The organism is Heliobacterium chlorum (assembly GCF_014502795.1).
Taxonomy (GTDB): Bacteria; Bacillota; Desulfitobacteriia; order Heliobacteriales; family Heliobacteriaceae; genus Heliobacterium; species Heliobacterium chlorum.
The window spans coordinates 1-15,957 of sequence record NZ_JACVHF010000028.1 but is presented as its reverse complement, the minus strand read 5'-3'; the positions used below and the strand labels follow the sequence as shown (position 1 = coordinate 15,957).

At 49.0% G+C, this 15,957-nt stretch carries 13 protein-coding genes, 1 rRNA gene and 1 riboswitch; of the genes, 7 read left to right on the top strand and 7 right to left on the bottom strand.

The genetic code is table 11. From position 1 onward, the window contains the following. Nucleotides 1-19: 19 nt before the first annotated feature. On the bottom strand, nucleotides 20-1,015 hold the full coding sequence (locus H1S01_RS17115) for a DMT family transporter (protein ID WP_243237407.1): 996 nt from the start codon (nucleotides 1,013-1,015) through the stop codon (nucleotides 20-22). A 120-nt stretch (nucleotides 1,016-1,135) separates the two neighbouring features. Here H1S01_RS17115 and pdxR point away from each other — a divergent pair, with 120 nt between their 5' ends. Further along, nucleotides 1,136-2,521 carry a MocR-like pyridoxine biosynthesis transcription factor PdxR gene (pdxR, locus tag H1S01_RS17110; protein WP_188041616.1) on the top strand — a complete coding sequence of 462 codons (1,386 nt, stop codon included), beginning with the start codon at nucleotides 1,136-1,138 and terminating at the stop codon, nucleotides 2,519-2,521. 269 nt (nucleotides 2,522-2,790) lie between these two features. Next, nucleotides 2,791-4,515 (top strand): methyl-accepting chemotaxis protein, encoded by a 1,725-nt coding sequence (locus tag H1S01_RS17105; protein ID WP_341479130.1) that lies wholly within the window; start codon nucleotides 2,791-2,793, stop codon nucleotides 4,513-4,515. A 104-nt stretch (nucleotides 4,516-4,619) separates the two neighbouring features. Here the strand turns inward: H1S01_RS17105 and H1S01_RS17100 are convergent, their stop codons facing one another. After that, complete coding sequence (locus tag H1S01_RS17100; protein ID WP_188041615.1) at nucleotides 4,620-5,267, bottom strand: glycoside hydrolase domain-containing protein; 648 nt, start codon at nucleotides 5,265-5,267, stop codon at nucleotides 4,620-4,622. 195 nt (nucleotides 5,268-5,462) lie between these two features. Between H1S01_RS17100 and H1S01_RS17095 the strand changes: the two genes are divergently transcribed. From H1S01_RS17095 to H1S01_RS17085, 3 genes are all read left to right on the top strand, one after another. Beyond that, complete coding sequence (locus H1S01_RS17095; RefSeq protein ID WP_188041614.1) at nucleotides 5,463-5,993, top strand: YfiT family bacillithiol transferase; 531 nt, start codon at nucleotides 5,463-5,465, stop codon at nucleotides 5,991-5,993. 156 nt (nucleotides 5,994-6,149) lie between these two features. Further along, on the top strand, nucleotides 6,150-6,755 hold the full coding sequence (locus H1S01_RS17090; RefSeq protein WP_188041613.1) for a transglutaminase-like domain-containing protein: 606 nt from the start codon (nucleotides 6,150-6,152) through the stop codon (nucleotides 6,753-6,755). A 53-nt stretch (nucleotides 6,756-6,808) separates the two neighbouring features. Then, nucleotides 6,809-7,498 carry a DUF2461 domain-containing protein gene (locus tag H1S01_RS17085; RefSeq protein WP_188041612.1) on the top strand — a complete coding sequence of 230 codons (690 nt, stop codon included), beginning with the start codon at nucleotides 6,809-6,811 and terminating at the stop codon, nucleotides 7,496-7,498. A gap of 101 nt (nucleotides 7,499-7,599) precedes the next feature. Here H1S01_RS17085 and H1S01_RS17080 read toward each other — a convergent pair whose 3' ends face one another. The 3 genes from H1S01_RS17080 to H1S01_RS17070 form a co-directional block, all read right to left on the bottom strand. Further along, complete coding sequence (locus tag H1S01_RS17080; protein WP_188041611.1) at nucleotides 7,600-8,043, bottom strand: MarR family winged helix-turn-helix transcriptional regulator; 444 nt, start codon at nucleotides 8,041-8,043, stop codon at nucleotides 7,600-7,602. 38 nt (nucleotides 8,044-8,081) lie between these two features. Continuing rightward, on the bottom strand, nucleotides 8,082-8,867 hold the full coding sequence (locus H1S01_RS17075) for an EFR1 family ferrodoxin (protein ID WP_188041610.1): 786 nt from the start codon (nucleotides 8,865-8,867) through the stop codon (nucleotides 8,082-8,084). A 329-nt stretch (nucleotides 8,868-9,196) separates the two neighbouring features. Beyond that, nucleotides 9,197-10,540 (bottom strand): alanine/glycine:cation symporter family protein, encoded by a 1,344-nt coding sequence (locus H1S01_RS17070; RefSeq protein ID WP_188041609.1) that lies wholly within the window; start codon nucleotides 10,538-10,540, stop codon nucleotides 9,197-9,199. Nucleotides 10,541-10,712: 172 nt separating this feature from the next. After that, nucleotides 10,713-10,813, bottom strand: a riboswitch (glycine riboswitch). Between the two features lie 493 nt (nucleotides 10,814-11,306). On the opposite strand from H1S01_RS17070, the gene H1S01_RS17065 reads away from it, so the two are divergent. Then, the gene (locus H1S01_RS17065) at nucleotides 11,307-13,244 is read left to right on the top strand and encodes a methyl-accepting chemotaxis protein (RefSeq protein WP_188041608.1); all 1,938 of its coding nucleotides are present in this window, start codon (nucleotides 11,307-11,309) and stop codon (nucleotides 13,242-13,244) included. A gap of 56 nt (nucleotides 13,245-13,300) precedes the next feature. Here the strand turns inward: H1S01_RS17065 and H1S01_RS17060 are convergent, their stop codons facing one another. Next, complete coding sequence (locus tag H1S01_RS17060; protein WP_188041607.1) at nucleotides 13,301-14,524, bottom strand: molybdopterin molybdotransferase MoeA; 1,224 nt, start codon at nucleotides 14,522-14,524, stop codon at nucleotides 13,301-13,303. Between the two features lie 186 nt (nucleotides 14,525-14,710). Then, nucleotides 14,711-14,917 (bottom strand): TOBE domain-containing protein, encoded by a 207-nt coding sequence (locus tag H1S01_RS17055; RefSeq protein WP_188041606.1) that lies wholly within the window; start codon nucleotides 14,915-14,917, stop codon nucleotides 14,711-14,713. 698 nt (nucleotides 14,918-15,615) lie between these two features. Between H1S01_RS17055 and H1S01_RS17050 the strand changes: the two genes are divergently transcribed. Then, a 16S ribosomal RNA gene (locus H1S01_RS17050) occupies nucleotides 15,616-15,957 on the top strand; the annotation flags it as partial.

Here is a 15,957-nt window from a genome sequence, read left to right as displayed (position 1 = left end):
GAGACGTATCACCAGTATGCTATCTCCTGTCATAGTGGACATTGTCCGATAGGATGATGGAAAGGTCTCGTTCTGATTGATCATCTCGTTTTCCATCTCTCAATCCGATTAAAATCATACCAAGCATGATCAGAACCCCTCCGGACCATTGCTCCCAGCCAGCATGCTCACCAAGTACCCACACCGACAAGATCAAAGCAGTAAAGGGCATCATCCCCGAAAAAGCAGCCGCCGTATAGGCACTACACCGTTTGATCCCGGCAAACCAACAGATGAACGACAGGGCCGTCACGATGGCTCCGTACCAAGCCAATGCCGACCATTGCACGAGCCCAATCGTCGTCAACGATACTAGGGGATGTTCAAACAATGCAGGAACGAGGCAGAGTCCGAGGGCCATCGCTGAAACCAGCAAAGTCTGCACCCGCGGATCCAGGGGTTCTTTTTCTGCCTCGTCGGTCTTGAGTGAATTCATGCGTGAAAATATATTGAACAAGGATTCGCTGGCTGCGGCGAAAAGAACCAGCATATTTCCCCAGAAATGTTCAGAAGCAAAGTCACTTCCCTTTGTCACAATTCCCTGCACCAGAAGGATCCCACCCACTGTGCAGAGAATCCCGGCAAAGGTTTTTTTGTTTGCATGTTCTTTCAATAGTACCCAGGCAAGTATGGTCGTGATGGCAGGGGTTGCGCCCGTCAGGATTCCGGCTTCTGCCGCGCTGGTGTGCAAAAGCCCTTCTAGCAAGAACATGCGGAATAGGAATACTCCGAACAAGGCTTGTAAAAGCAGCATCAACCATTGCTTTTTATCCATCGTTCCGATCGCGTGAGGTAATTTTCTCCCGCAAAGCGGCGCAAGGCACAGTATGGCAAAAAACATACTCACGACGGTAATCGTAAAGGTCCCTACGTGGTGGGTTACAAAACGCGCCGTGATCACAGAGGTTCCAGCCAGGGTAAACGCACTGAAAAGGAAAAAGGATTCCTGTAGATGCTCCATTTTGCTCTTTTCCATACACAGCCCCTCTTCTGCAATTGGATTCTGAGGATCAACTGGCTAGAATCATACAGGGCGAACTGGTATCCTAAAAGAGCCAGTTAACAGCGATTTCTATCAATCCAGTTGGAGGGTGCCATGTGGGGAATTGAGTTGCGTCGAAATGGCGATATTCCTTTGACGCGTCAAATTTATCAATCGCTCAAGGAGCAAATTACGAGGGGTTACATCCCATCGGGTGAAGCACTTCCTTCGACCCGCGAACTGGCCGAGCAACTGGGGGTGTCCCGGAATACGGTTTGCGAGGCCTATGAAATGCTATTGGCCGAAGGATATGTGGTCAGCAGCCAAGGTTCACCGACCCGAGTGGCCGAGGACGTGTGCGTCGACCTACCATCCTATGCAGAACCCTTGGAACCACCAACACCCAGCGCCCCGCCTATCCGAGCGAACTTTCAAACAGGGCAACCGGATTTGCGGCATTTTCCCCGTTTCCAATGGTCCCAGCTTCTACGCAAAGCCTATGAGGAGATGCCGCTGGTTCAGTTCGGGTATACAGGACCGGAGGGGCTGCCGAAGCTTCGAGAGGAAATCGCCGCTTGGCTTTTTCGAAGCAAAGGCCTTACCGTTCGCTCCCAGGACATCTTCATCACGGCTGGCGCCACCCAGGCGCTGCACCTGATCTCCGAGATGCTCTGTCATCGGGAAAAGGGAATCATCATCGAGGATCCCTGTCATATGGGGATGCTGCGGGTGCTGCGGAGTAAAGAGGTCCCATGCTATCCCGTTCCGGTCGATGAGCAGGGTTTGCAGACGGAGCAGCTTGAACCAAGGAACGCTGGCGCTATTTATGTGACGCCGTCCCACCAGTTTCCCTTGGGCGGCATTCTTCCAGCCAACCGGCGGGCCGCTTTAGTCCGGTTTGCCCGAGAGAACCATCTCTATATTATCGAGGATGATTATGACAGCGAGTTTCGCTTCTGCGGTGAGCCGGTTGCTCCGCTTTACGCCATGGATCCACAACGGGTCATCTATGTAGGTACCTTTAGCAAGATCCTGTTCCCGGCCTTGCGGGTTGGGTACGCGGTACTGCCTCCATCCCTTCATCGCCAGTGGAAGTATCTTCGAACCCATACAGATGTGCAAAGCCCGCCCTTTGAACAGGCCTCACTGGCCGAGTATCTGGGTTCACGCAAGCTGGACAGGCATGTGCAGAAAATGCGGCGCTTATATGGAGAGCGACGGAAAATTCTTTTATCGCATCTGAAGGATACTTTTGGTACAGGATGGCGCCCTTGGGGAGATGCGGCTGGATTGCATATTGCCCTTGCCTTTCAGGGAATGCACTTTGATCACGAATTCACTCAAAAGGCCAAGCAAGCGGGCATTTTCTGCATTTCCGTCGACGATCACAGCATTTGCAAAGGCAGGCATGTAGATAAACTGCTTTTAGGGTACGGACACCTTGCGCCCGATGAGATTCTAGAGGGAATCTCGCTTCTGTATGGATGGATGAAGTTATGAATTGATGAACTGCCCTACCCTTTTGTATCAAAGCAAGAGAGTAAGACTTTTTCATTTTTCAGCAATCTAACTCGAGAAAAGAAGGATTTTCCCAAGAAAAATAGAATGGTGACGAGTATTACGTATAAAAAAATAATTGATTTCGAAAGGGTGTGTTGACCTACCAAAATGCGAAAAAAGGGATTGGCGTACGGTTCAACAGACCTGGATTTTAACGGTAGAGAGGCGTTTGTAACGATTCACAAAATATCTGAAAGAAGTGGATCAACGTGAATCTTCAAAATCTAAAAATCGGCAAGAAACTCTATTTGGGATTTGGACTTGTTGCCTTCATTATGCTGTCTGTCATCGGTTTTGCGTACATCCAATTTGTTAATGAGTCTGCCGCCGTCGCCATTAATGTACATACCTATGAGGTCATGGGAGAAGCTGACGCCATTTTAGCCAGTTTAATCAATATGGAGACAGGTGAACGCGGTTTCGCACTTACGGGCAAAGAAGAATTTTTGGAACCGTATAATAACGGTAAGAGCAGTTTCCAAGAGCATTATGCCAAGATCAAACGGCTGACCGCTGATAACCCAAAGCAACAAGAACGAATCGAGAACCTGCTTCAACGAGAGAAAGAATGGCTGACCAACGAATCTGACCGTTTGATCGAACTACGTCGTCAAGTAGGTACCGGCCAAGCTAAAATGGAGGAAGTCATTGCCTTCGTGCAAGCGGGAAAAGGCAAGCAGAGCATGGATGGCATGCGTAAACTGCTTGCGGACATTAACGCAGAAGAAAAAAGCCTGTTGGCCAAACGGTCCGAAGCACTTCTGCAAGGCGAGATAAAGACGAAAATCACCATGGGCGGTGGAAGTGCTGTTGGTTTGATACTGGCGGCGTTGTTCGCATTGTGGATCACTCGAGGGATTACGAAACCTGTCAATCTGTTGTACGGAGAATTGACGAAACTGGCCCAAAACGGCGGCGATCTTAGGCAAAAGATTGACGTCGATGCCACCGATGAGATTGGCGATTTGGCGAATGCGATCAATCAGTTTTTAGCCGATCTCCGGGGCATCATGACTCAAGTGCTCCATAGCGCCGAAAATGTCTCCTCTTCCACCTCTGAATTATCGGCTAGCGCAGCTCAATCGGCTCAGGCGACCAATCAAGTGGTGGCTTCTATTACCGAAGTGGCCCAAGGAGCGGATAAGCAGGTAAAAGCCGTCAGCGAAGCCTCGGCGGTCATCGAGCAAATGTCTGCAGGCATTCAGCAGGTGGCGACCAATGCCAATGTCGTGTCCGGTGTAGCAGAAAAAACAGCCAAAGCTGCTTTCGAAGGTGATAAAGCGGTAAACGCCGCGATGATTCAAATGAACAGCATTGAAAAGTCCGTTTCCAGTTCCACGCAAGTAGTTTCGAAGCTCGGTGAACGTTCGAGTGAGATCGGGCAAATTGTCGATACGATTTCCGGGATCGCAGGTCAGACCAACCTGTTAGCACTGAATGCGGCGATCGAAGCTGCCCGTGCCGGTGAACAAGGTAGGGGGTTTGCCGTCGTCGCAGAGGAAGTGCGCAAGCTCGCGGAACAGTCCCAAGAAGCGGCTCAGCAAATTGCCAACTTGATCTCGGAGATCCAGGCCGAAACGAGCAATGCAGTGGTCGCCATGAAAGACGGAAGCCGTGAAGTGAAAGTCGGAACCGATGTGATGAACAGTGCCGGAAAGGCATTCAAGGAAATCGTCTCGCTCATCGATCAAGTTTCGGACCAAGTCAGTGAGATCTCGGCCGCGATCCAGCAGATGGCGTCAGGCAGTCAGCAAATCGTTTCGTCAGTAAGGGAGATTGACCGGTTTAGCAAGGACGCTGCCGCCCAAACGCAAACAGTTTCGGCAGCAACGCAAGAGCAGTCCGCTTCTATCGAACAGATCGCTTCCTTCAGTGAAGAGTTGGAAAAAATGGCCGAGGACTTAAAGGCCACTGTCAGTAAGTTCAAGGTCTAACTCAAAGAGAAAGACGGTTTCAGTGATGAAGCCGTCTTTCCTCATTCCAGGGCGATGCGGGGCGTTAAAATTTTGGTCCTAGGCAAACGCAAAAGACCGTTATTTCAGAAAAGTTGATTCAGTAACTGAGTATCTATCATATTGGTATCGATGGGACATGTTTTAGAATCGCGCCCATACTGCCATGCCCAGACATTCCCGGTGCAGTCCGGTCTATTCGGAGAAAAGCCGGGTGCATCTTGTGGTCCCGTCACGGTGATCTCTGGTTGGGCACTCCATAAGGCGGTCTCACCACCGACGCGGGCATCTCTTTTTACCGCTCGACAGAAGGCGCTGCTAAAGGGTCCACGGATGGGATCATGATAGATGCCCGATTTATAGCCGGAAGTTCGAAGGGTATCCACCCAACCACGGATCCAGGCTTCATCGACTTGAAAATAGTGCTCGATATTCGCAAAGAGAAAGGTTCCCGGGGAAACTCCTAACCGTTCTGCATTCTCGATGGCTCGACGGGCTACGTTTTTTCCATTTCCATAACCTACCGCGTCCCGAAAGTCGTTGTAGATGGGAAGAATTTTGATATTTTGACCGTGCAAAAAGGATATCTCCTCAGCGGTTAATCCGCTGGCGACACGAGGAACGGTAGTGAGGTACCTTCCCCAAAAACGTGGCTTTCCAAAATTATTGATCACGCATTGGAGCAATTGATCATCCGCTGGGGAGGCCGAGTCGACACCCCATTCATAGGCCATGAGAACACCTCCATATATACAGCATATGTAGGGCTTTTCAGCTTGGTTTGGGATATGTTTCGTTGAAAAGAAGAGATCCCAAATCGAGAATAAGCGATTATACTAGTGCTAAATCTATGGTGATAATCGTGTACTGCAGCTTATATGCGTAAAGAGTACACCGCAAATCGATGAGTGGAAAAGGAGGTCCCGGTCATGGATGAATTGAAATACCCCATCGGTCGCTTTGATTTTTCCCAAGAGATCTCGGACGAACAGATTCCCGGTCTTATCGCACAAATTGAGGCATTGCCTGGGTTGTTGTCTACGTCAGTGGAAGGTTTATCGGAAGAACAATGGGGCGCCGCCTATCGACCCGGGGGATGGACCCTTCGTCAAGTCATTCATCATATCGCTGACAGTCATATAAACTCTTTTGTTCGATTCAAATTGGCCCTGACGGAAGACAGCCCCATGATAAAACCCTATGAAGAGGCGAAGTGGGCCGAACTCGACGATGCTGTTCATGTACCAGCGGACGTTTCTCTTCAATTGATCGATTCCTTACATACGCGGTGGGTTCGGTTACTTCGAGCGTTGACTCCTGCCCAGTTGAACGCGGTATTTCGTCATCCGGAGATCGGAGATGTCAGCCTTCGAAAAGCTATCGGTCTTTACGCGTGGCATGGGAATCATCATCTCGGACATATTCAGGCTTATAAAAAACGGAACGGTCTAGGGCAATAAAAGGGTTTACAAGAAGTTAACTTCGAGTAAGTCAACTTGAACAAGCCAACGATTACCGGGCATTCGTGAAACACCTTAATCATTTGCCTTAAAAAGAATCATTTAAGATGTACTAACCAGGTAACCTGATAGAAGTTACAGGGAGTGATGATTCCGATGAATTTAATCTTGGAAACAGACGATCTGGACGCGTATCGTAAGTCTTCGGACATTATCGATTATCAAGTCGCTGCCATAAGAGAAAGGGCTGTGCGGATTACCGAGGGAATTCAAGACGATCTAGAGATCATTCGTACCGTATATCACTTTGTCAGAGATGAAATTGCACACTCCGTAGACATTCAAGGAACCGTGGTGACTTGCAAAGCCTCAGAAGCGCTGGAACATCGACAAGGGATTTGCTATGCGAAGGCGCACTTACTGGCGGCACTACTTCGAAGTTTAGGCATACCTACGGGCTTTTGCTACCAGAAGCTGGTCTTAGATGATGAGGACAAGCCCTGGTTGGTGTTGCACGGGTTAAACGCGGTGTACATAGAGAGCCTAAAGAAGTGGATCCGGCTTGATGCCCGGGGAAATAAAGCCGGCGTCACGGCCGAGTTTTCCACGGTCGAGGAAAAGTTAGCCTTTGAGGTGCGAACCGAACTGGGGGAGCAAGAGGACCTCATGATTTATGTACGTCCCAGCACGAACGCAGTCCATGCTCTCACACATAGTAAGACGGTTGAGGAGCTATTGGCCCATTTGCCAGCGGAAGTATAAGTGGGTTGTTAGTGTAAAAGGACAAGCGAATATAGACAAAAGGGGTGATGAGTATGGGGAAAGACCAGTTTCAAGGATTTTCAACCGAAACGATTCGTTTTCTCGCCGATCTGAGAGCGAACAACAACAAAGAATGGTTTGAAGAAAACCGGGTCCGCTATAAACAGCACTTGATGGAACCACTCCAGGACATGGTCCTCGCTCTTTCTCCGTACATGCAGTCCATCGATTTGTTCATAGAGGCAAACCCGAAGCGATGTATCTCCAGAATCAATCGGGATACCCGCTTTTCCAAAGACAAAAGCCCTTACCGGGCCAATATGTGGGTCTCTTTCAAAAGAAACTACAAGGATTGGAAGACAGAACCGGTTTTCTTTTTTGAGCTATTCCCCGACTATTACCGGTATGGTATGGGCTTTTACAGCATCCCGAAGGAAACCCTGTATGAAATACGGGGCCTGATCGACGGTCAAGATAAAGCCTTTTTAAACATACATTCTCTGTACAAAGGGCAAGAAACCTTTAGTCTAGAAGGCGAGAAATATAAACGAATCCTCAATCCCGATCTGCCTGATGAGTGGAAAGAATGGTACCAACGAAAAGATATCTACTTCGTCTGCAACAAAAATGTTGATGAGCGCCTGTTCCGGCCCGACTTGATTCAAGAATTGGCCGATGGTTTTGGAACGTTGGCACCGATCTATCACTTTTTCTTGAATTTGAGAAGCCTAGGGGCAAGGTGAGAGATCGCCTAAAAAGCTGTTTGTATGTGAGATTGTGTGGAGAAGACGAAAACGCCCCAAGAATGTATAGATACTCATTCTTGGGGCGTTTTTTGTTTTACCTATCCGCGGACAGAGGGCAGTCTGTGAAGCAAGCTCTTTAACTGTTCCCGTATAGAGCTGGCCTCCTCCATGGATATGGGCATGTTGCAAAAAGCTTTTTGGAGTGTCTCATAAGCGGCATTTTTTAATTCTTTTCCCTGCTCCGTTAAGCGAATGAAGATATGCCGCTCATCGTCATGGCTGCGCTGTCGGAACAATAGTCCGGCGGCTTCCATTTTTTTTAGCAGAGGTGTCAGTGTCCCGGAGTCGAGGTAAAGGTGTTCTCCAAGTTCCTTTAGCGTGATGTCGTCTTTCTCCCAGAGCACTAATAAAACCACATACTGCGTATAAGTTAGGCCGAGTTCCGCTAAAAAAGGCCGGTATATCCGGATGATTTCCCTTGAACAGGCGTAAATGGTAAAACAGAGTTGATTATCTAACTTTAATAGTTCATCTCGATCCATGTATATGTCACACTCTCTGTGAGGATTGCGAGCCGAGTCTATTTTGAACGGATGATATCGGCGACAGACACCTTTGGATGGTGATACCGCCTTCTTCCTTTCGTCCTTCCGCCAAACTCAATACTTTTCGCGGGACAGAAGTGGAGGCAAGCCAGACATTCTTGACAGTTTTCCAACCATTGAGGCTTATTATCTTTCATACGAATATTGTTGACCGGGCAAACCTTCTCACAAGTACCGCATGATGTGCAAGAGGATGTGCAAAAAAACTTCTGATGCACGTGAGGAAGCTGATGATTCTTCCAGAACTTGTGGTAGGCGTGAAGTGGTACCCGGAAGGGTTCCGCCTCACGGAACGGTTTTTCTGATAAGAGGGTACTTGCGATTTCCTGGATTTTCAGGTCGGCCTTCGCAAGCTTCTGGTGCATTTTTTCGGTTGGTGGAATGTCAGAGAGGGGAATATAACTCGAGATCATTGCCACGTGGAAGCCAGCGTCGAGATGACGGCCTTTCTGAGCGAAAAGGTCGTCGGCTTGACGGAGAGCACTGCTTACATGGCGGCCCATGCCACTGGTTACGACAACAAAAGAGTATTTTACCTTTTCCATGCGGATTTTCTGAATAAACTCGCTGACCATGGGGGGGATGCCAAAATAGTATAAGGGAAAAACAAAGCCGACCATCTCGGAATCAGCGGTGATTGTTTCGCACTGGCGAAGGCTCGGGATGGACAAGAGAGCGCAGTCACCCAGTATCTCTGCGATGGATTTAGAGACATGGAGCGAGTTTCCCGTTGCGGAAAAGTAATAAATTGTTCGTTTCATAGTTGTACCCTTTCTATCATCTTGTTGTTAACAGAGGGCTTACGTAATGATAGGCAACAGATTAGATTTGATACAATCTAATTGCGTGTGATTGTATTGTAACGGAAAGCCAAGCATTTGGGAAGCTGGTAAAGAGTGTGGTTCCTGGTATCCAACCTCGGGAAGAGATGCAATACGGTTTATTTTCAAGAGTCCATTTTCGAATAAAAAACGGCTGCCCTCTGTAACGTCCTCATGGAACGTTATCAAGAAGGCAGCCGTTTTAATGGTCAAATCGAAGTTTCGAAACAGGTCAACCAAACTGACGTAAAGGGGACGAACAACGATGTTTACGAGCGCTTCACCGCGTCTATGTACCGTTTTGTCTCCGCGACAACGACACCGGAAAGGGCCAATAGGGCGATGAGGTTGGGAATCGCCATCAGGCCATTGACGATATCTGCCAGCAGCCAAATTGCGTCTAGTTTTAGAAAAGCGCCTAAGGCGACTAACAGGATAAAGATGTAGCGATAAGGTTTGATTCCTTTGACGCCGAAGAGATATTCGCAGCATCGTTCGCCGTAGTAGTTCCATCCGAGAATGGTCGTAAAGGCGAAAAGGGCGAGTCCGACGGTGAGTAAGAGCGTACCGAATTGGGGGAAAGCGGCGGAAAAGGCCTTTTGGGTCATAGCCGCACCAGCGGCGTCGCCGGACCAGACATTCGTTACGATCAGGACGAGACCGGTCATCGTACAGATGATGATAGTATCAATGAAGGTTCCGGTCATAGAAATGAGGCCTTGTTCGGCAGGCCATTTCGTTTTCGCCGCTGCTGCTGCGATCGGTGCGCTTCCGAGACCGGATTCGTTCGAGAAAACGCCCCGGGCAATGCCGTTTCGAACGGCCATCATCACCGTGGCTCCGAGAAAACCACCGGTTGCAGCGCTGCCGGTAAAGGCTTCTTGAATCACTTGACTGATCGCATGGGGAAGTTGGTCGGCAAATACGACGAGGACGGCAGTACAAGAGACGATGTAAAGGATCGCCATGAAGGGAACGATTTTTTCCGATACTTGAGCGATGCTTTGAAGGCCTCCGAGGGTGATCATCGCTACAAGAATCGTGATGACGGCCGCCGTGACTGGAACGGGAATGCTGAGACCGGTGTCACAGGCAGCGACGATAGAGTTCACTTGTGGGAAGGTACCGATGCCGAGGCAGGCTACGAGGACTCCGCTAGCCGCAAACATGATGGCGAGCGGCCGGTATTTGGGACCCATCCCATTGACGATGTAGTACATAGGACCACCGGAGATTTGCCCATTGGCGTCGACGGAGCGGTACTTCACGGCAAGCAGGCCTTCGGCGTATTTCGTGGCCATGCCGAAGAAGGCCGCCAGCCACATCCAAAACAGTGCTCCGGGACCGCCGGCTTTAATGGCTGTGGCGACACCGACAATGTTTCCGGTGCCAACGGTGGCAGCCAAGGCTGTACAGAGGGCACCAAAACTGTTTACGTCTCCGGAACCGTCATTTTTGGCGGTAAAAATGAGCTTCAGTGCCAGGGGCAGCTTGGTAACTTGCAAGAGGCCAAGGCGAAGGGTGAGAAAGATGCCTGTTCCCACGAGTAGAACTAACAGCGGCGGACCCCAAACCAGACTATCAATTTGATCCAGTATCGAGATGATGTCCATGATGATTGCTCCTTTGTATGTAGTAGAGATGAGACGTTGGTTCGGAGAAGAAAAAAGGGTATAAAAAAGAGCCAAATCTGACGATTTGACTCTGAAGAAAGGATAGAGTATAGGAAAAAGAGCGCAAGCGCTCAAAAATAAATGGAGAAATAAACAGGGCGATAGACACCCTATTAATTACTCTGTCCTTTTGCCTGAGAGATTTGGACGGTTTTACAAACCGCTTTGCCCCTTCGGCGCCCTGTAGCACAGGGTCTCTCCAGAGTTTCGTCGGCTTAACGGTTCTCCTTGCCCGAGCGGCAAAGGCCTGAGAGTGTAACTCCTTCGGCGAGTCTTATCGACTGCTCTCCCGTAAGCGTCATCCGAAATTATCTTATGAAGTTGTCACGAGGAGAATTATAAAAAATTAATCACAGCACGGCAATACGTGGTAAACTAATCGTACTATTTGGAGCATACACGATATTCTTAATAGTGACACTATTCGAACAGATAAAACGCCCGGTAGAACCGATAAATGAAATAACGGTTATCCATCCCCATGGCCTTTCATCGGCGTCGAGCAACTGGGCGTCCAGGGATAATTGTCTACAAGCAACCTCTGTAAAAGGGGAGTTGATGTAATAATTTACCTTACTTTGCGAAAAAGGTTTTTTGAACGGACCTAAAGAAAAAAAGGATAAAGAATAAATGTTTTTTAAAAAAGTTGCATCTTTCAGGCAAGTCGCTCTGTTTTATCGTAGTCTAGTTTGGAGGGTATAGATCGATGTCTATTCGAAAGCAGATCCTGGTGGCATTATTGATTTTTTCACTCGTACCGATCCTGATAGGTGTGGCCGTGAATATGTATGCCGTAAACAAAGGCTTATCCTCGGTCGAACGGGAACAAGTCCTATTTGCCGGAGAATCGGCGGCAAATACGGTCAGCGTGTTAACCAAAGAGCTGCAATCAGGTGTTCGAACTTGCGGTTGGTGGGATGATGCGAACGAGAATGTGGGTAAATCGGATGTTGCTTGGATTAAAGATCAATTGGCGACAGCTATGTCCGATTTTTCTCTCGATTTCATGCTGGTCACCGATAAGGATGGAAAAGTCCTGTACGCGGAGGGCACAGAATCCTTTACGGGGGACATGCGTCAGCAGCCGATTCTGAAACCGTTGATCAGCGACAAGAAAATGCATAGCGGATTGTATAAAGCTTCGAAAGGGATGGCCCTTGTTGCTGAGGCTCAAATCCTCAGGACGGGTGGAAAAGGGGACTGCGCGGGATATCTCGTTTTCGGAAAACTCATTGGTAACGAGCACTTGGAAACGCTTAAAAAACTGACCGGTGCGGAAGTCGCCCTATTATATCCGGCTGGGGAGGCTCCGCTGGCGACAGAGGCAACATTTGCAAAAGAGCCGGAGAAAGGGAAGGAAATAAATTCGCAGATGGTCGGTACTACAAAGTATTTGACTTCCTACCGACCTTTGTACGATATCAACGGAAGCGAAGTGGCGAAGATAGCGGCTTCCATACCAGTCGTCGCGAGTGTACAAACGGAAAAGGATCTTGTAAGCATTGCAGTGGCGATTTTGGTCGTTTGTTGTTTAATCGTTATTCCGAGTGGGATGTTCATATCGAATCGGTTTGCCAAACCGATCACGGTAACTGCCGAATTGCTCGACGAGGTGGCCGCCGGTAATCTGCAGCATAAACACGCCTATGCTGACCAACAGGGCGAAATCGGACGTATGATAAATGCCTATAACAGGATGGTTCAAGGCTTAGGTAACTTGGTCAAGGGCTGTAACGAGAGTGCAGAGCATGTCGTAGATACGACGCATGTATTGAATTCCAATATTGAAAACTTACGAATCTGTAGCAAGGAGAATACCTTACATATTCAGCAGGTGGCACAAGCGTCTCAAAAGATTCAGACTACATCGGAAAAATCTGTCGCCGATATGTTGAACATCGCGGGGATTGTTCGGGAGGTATTCCAGTATGTAGCGGTGTTGCGGGAAGCGTCCCAGGAAACGGCGGCACAAGCTAATGGAGGGCGTGCCGAAATCGAGCGTGTCATCGCCCAAATGCAGTTGATCCTCGAAAAATCGGAAGAGATGGAGCACGTGGTGAACGTGCTAGGCAGGAATTCCGAAAAAATTAGTCAGTTTGTGGATGTGATTACCTCCATTGCATCCCAGACGAATTTGCTGGCCCTAAACGCTGCCATTGAAGCGGCGAGAGCGGGGGAACATGGACGGGGTTTTGCCGTAGTCGCGGAAGAGGTCCGTCACCTGGCCGAAGAATCGGCAAAGGCTGCCGGGGAAATTCATCACATTATGAGCGAAATTCAACGTGGAACGAGTCAGTCTATAGAGGCTATCCATGAAGAAACCGGTGTCATTCGCGAAGGGGTTTCCATGGTCGAAAAGTCTGCTGATTCGTTTGTAAAGATTGAAGCGGCTGCGAAAGAGGTATCCCAAAAGTTTACGTCGATTGCCGATCAGACGCGGACACTGGCTGCGCAAAGTGAAAGCGTGGTCGACCGAGTGACGGATGTACAGCGGGAAATCAATATCATTTCCGGCATGGCGCAAACGATCGCGGCTTCAACGGAGGAAGAACTCGCGTCCGTTGAGGAAGTAAGCCACTCAATCGGAAAACTGGACGCGATGGTTGTACAAATGAGGGATCTCACCTCTCGGTTTAGGCTATAGAAAAAGGGACTGACGTTTGTCAGTCCCTTTCGGTTTTTCTCACACCTTTTCTTACCTCATAAAAGAATCGCTTCTACCCAATCATCGCTCATCCATCGCTTCTGGGGCGGCACTTCCACTAAGCAGTTACAGGCCAATAAGGATTTCATGACTCCAGGATTCTGCTTGCCTGTGAAAGACAGGCGATATTCTCCGTTTACCCAGTCGATTCGCCCGCGCAAAAAACGGCGTTGACCGCTTGTTTTCCCGAAACCTTCGGTAAGGCGCGCTCGTACTTTGCTGAGCTGGCTGTCTTTTCGCCCGGCCCAATTCCGCAAGAGTGTCCGGACGGTCAACTCATAGGTGACGGCGGCAGCACCGGGATTCCCGGACAGGCCGATTAATAATTTTTCGCCGAGGCCTGAAGCTGTCATCGGTGTTCCGGGCTTGATATCCAGTTTCGCAAACAACCGCTTTGCGCCCAGCTCGTGATGAACCTCTTTTACTACGTCATAATCGCCGACAGAGACACCGCCGGTCGTGAGAATCAGATCGGCTTGAGCGAGTCCTTCTTGAATCCGTGCCTGGATCAGCTCTTCTTTATCGTGGACCGAACCCAAGAGAATCGGCTCGCCCCCGTCACGGGACACGTAACCAGCGATTAAATACATGTTGGAATTAAAGATCTTCCCCGGCGTAAGCGGCGATGTAAGTTCCACGATTTCATCGCCTGTCGAGAGAATCGCTACCTTAGGCCGAGCATAGCAAGGGACAGGGTCCATGCCGAGTGCGGACAATATGGCTAATTCGGCGGGGCCAATCATCGTGCCTCGAGTGAGAATCGGCTCCCCTGCGACTACGTCTTCTCCTTTACGACTGATGTTTGCTCCAGGCGTGACTTCCGACAAAAAACGAACCGTTTCCCCTTCCGGTTCGGTATCCTCTTGCCGTAGCACAGCATTAGCGCCGAGCGGGATAGGGGCTCCCGTAAAAATTCGCGCACACTCTCCGGCTTGCAATTCTCTCCGCCCGATATGCCCGGCGGGAATCCGATCGACGACCGTTAGGACTTTCGGATTTTTCTTCGATGCGCCAAGGCTGTCTTCTCCTCGCAGCGCGTACCCATCTAAGGGGGAACGATCAAAGGGGGGTAAGGAGTGCGGGGCGTATAGGTCTTCTCCAAGGACTCGATTTTGGGCGTTCAAGATGGAGATCGGTTCAACCATTGGGGCGCGCAACGGGTAGTTCCATAAACTATCCTGGGCTTTTTCCAAGACGAAAGGGTATATATGTTTCTCCATCTTATCTCCACCTTAACAGGTACTGCGATTTCACTTTTACGGTTTCAGTTCTTTTAGTCTTACACAGCAAAAAAGGGATTGTCAAACCGGGTTTCGATACCCCTTTCTTGTTTTGGCATTCCCTTACCCCCATGAAAAACGGGCCGGAAGGCAAATGCCTTACCGACCCGTTTTTCATGGGGGAATCTACGCCATCAGCAGGACGGAAGTGGATTTGACCACAGCTGTTGCTTTCGATCCGACGGCTAGTCCCAGTTCTTCGCAAGCGTCTTTGGAAATGATCGATGTGATCGTCTGACCATTTCCGAGATCAAGAATGACCTCAACGGTGACGACGCCCACTTTGATTTCCTTTACAGTGCCGGTCAGTTGGTTGCGTGCGCTCAGTTTCATAAAAGCACCCCCTTGCCTTTCAATACTATGAAAAAAACCACACTAGATCACTATCTCACTGATTTGATTGTAACTCTATCCCGTGTAAAATCAAGCATATTTGGAATAAATAATAAAAATTAACCTCGTTTGGCCACAGAATGATCTACTTCAAACTTTTACGCTGTTCGGATTTATTTAGGTGGGAAGTGTATTGATGTGAGATAGACTTGAATTCCGGTATAGCACCTAAATCTAGATAGAGATTTATCTGAGCTAGGGAGTGTAAGAAAAATCGTAAGTGCTCAAATTCTCATTTTTGCCAGGTACTACCGGTTGATATAGCGAACGGGTAGTGATATAGTGTAATTCCTGTCGAGGACAGGACACATTGATAAGCGTAGATACAAAAGCGGAAAGACTTTCGTTTATAGCATTATCAAAAGGTTTTTAAAATAAAACGAGCGATTTCCTAAAAATACCAGTTGAAATAGTGAACACGAAGTGATATTATAAAATTCCGCCCGGCAAACGGGAACGAAAAACTTAGGTCCTTGAAAATTGAACAGTTGTAAGCAAAGCGTGCGAACCAAAGTCAATTCGCCCCACGTCGTGGGACGGATAACTTCTTAAGAGTCGATGACTTCTAACAAAGAAGCCTTGATTCAATAAGAAATACTTTATATCAACAAGAGCTTGACTCAAGCTTATCTACGTTTTTTGTGGAGAGTTTGATCCTGGCTCAGGACGAACGCTGGCGGCATGCCTAACACATGCAAGTCGAACGGAGAGCGGAAGTTTCGATGGAAGCTCTTAGTGGCGGACGGGTGAGTAACGCGTGGATAACCTGCCTGAGAGTGGGGGATAACAGCCCGAAAGGGCTGCTAATACCGCATAACGTTCCTGGAGGACATCCTCTGGGAACCAAAGGAGCAATCCGCTCTTGGATGGGTCCGCGTCCGATTAGCTAGTTGGTGAGGTAATAGCTCACCAAGGCGACGATCGGTAGCCGGCCTGAGAGGGTGAACGGCCACACTGGGACTGAGACACGGCCCAGACTC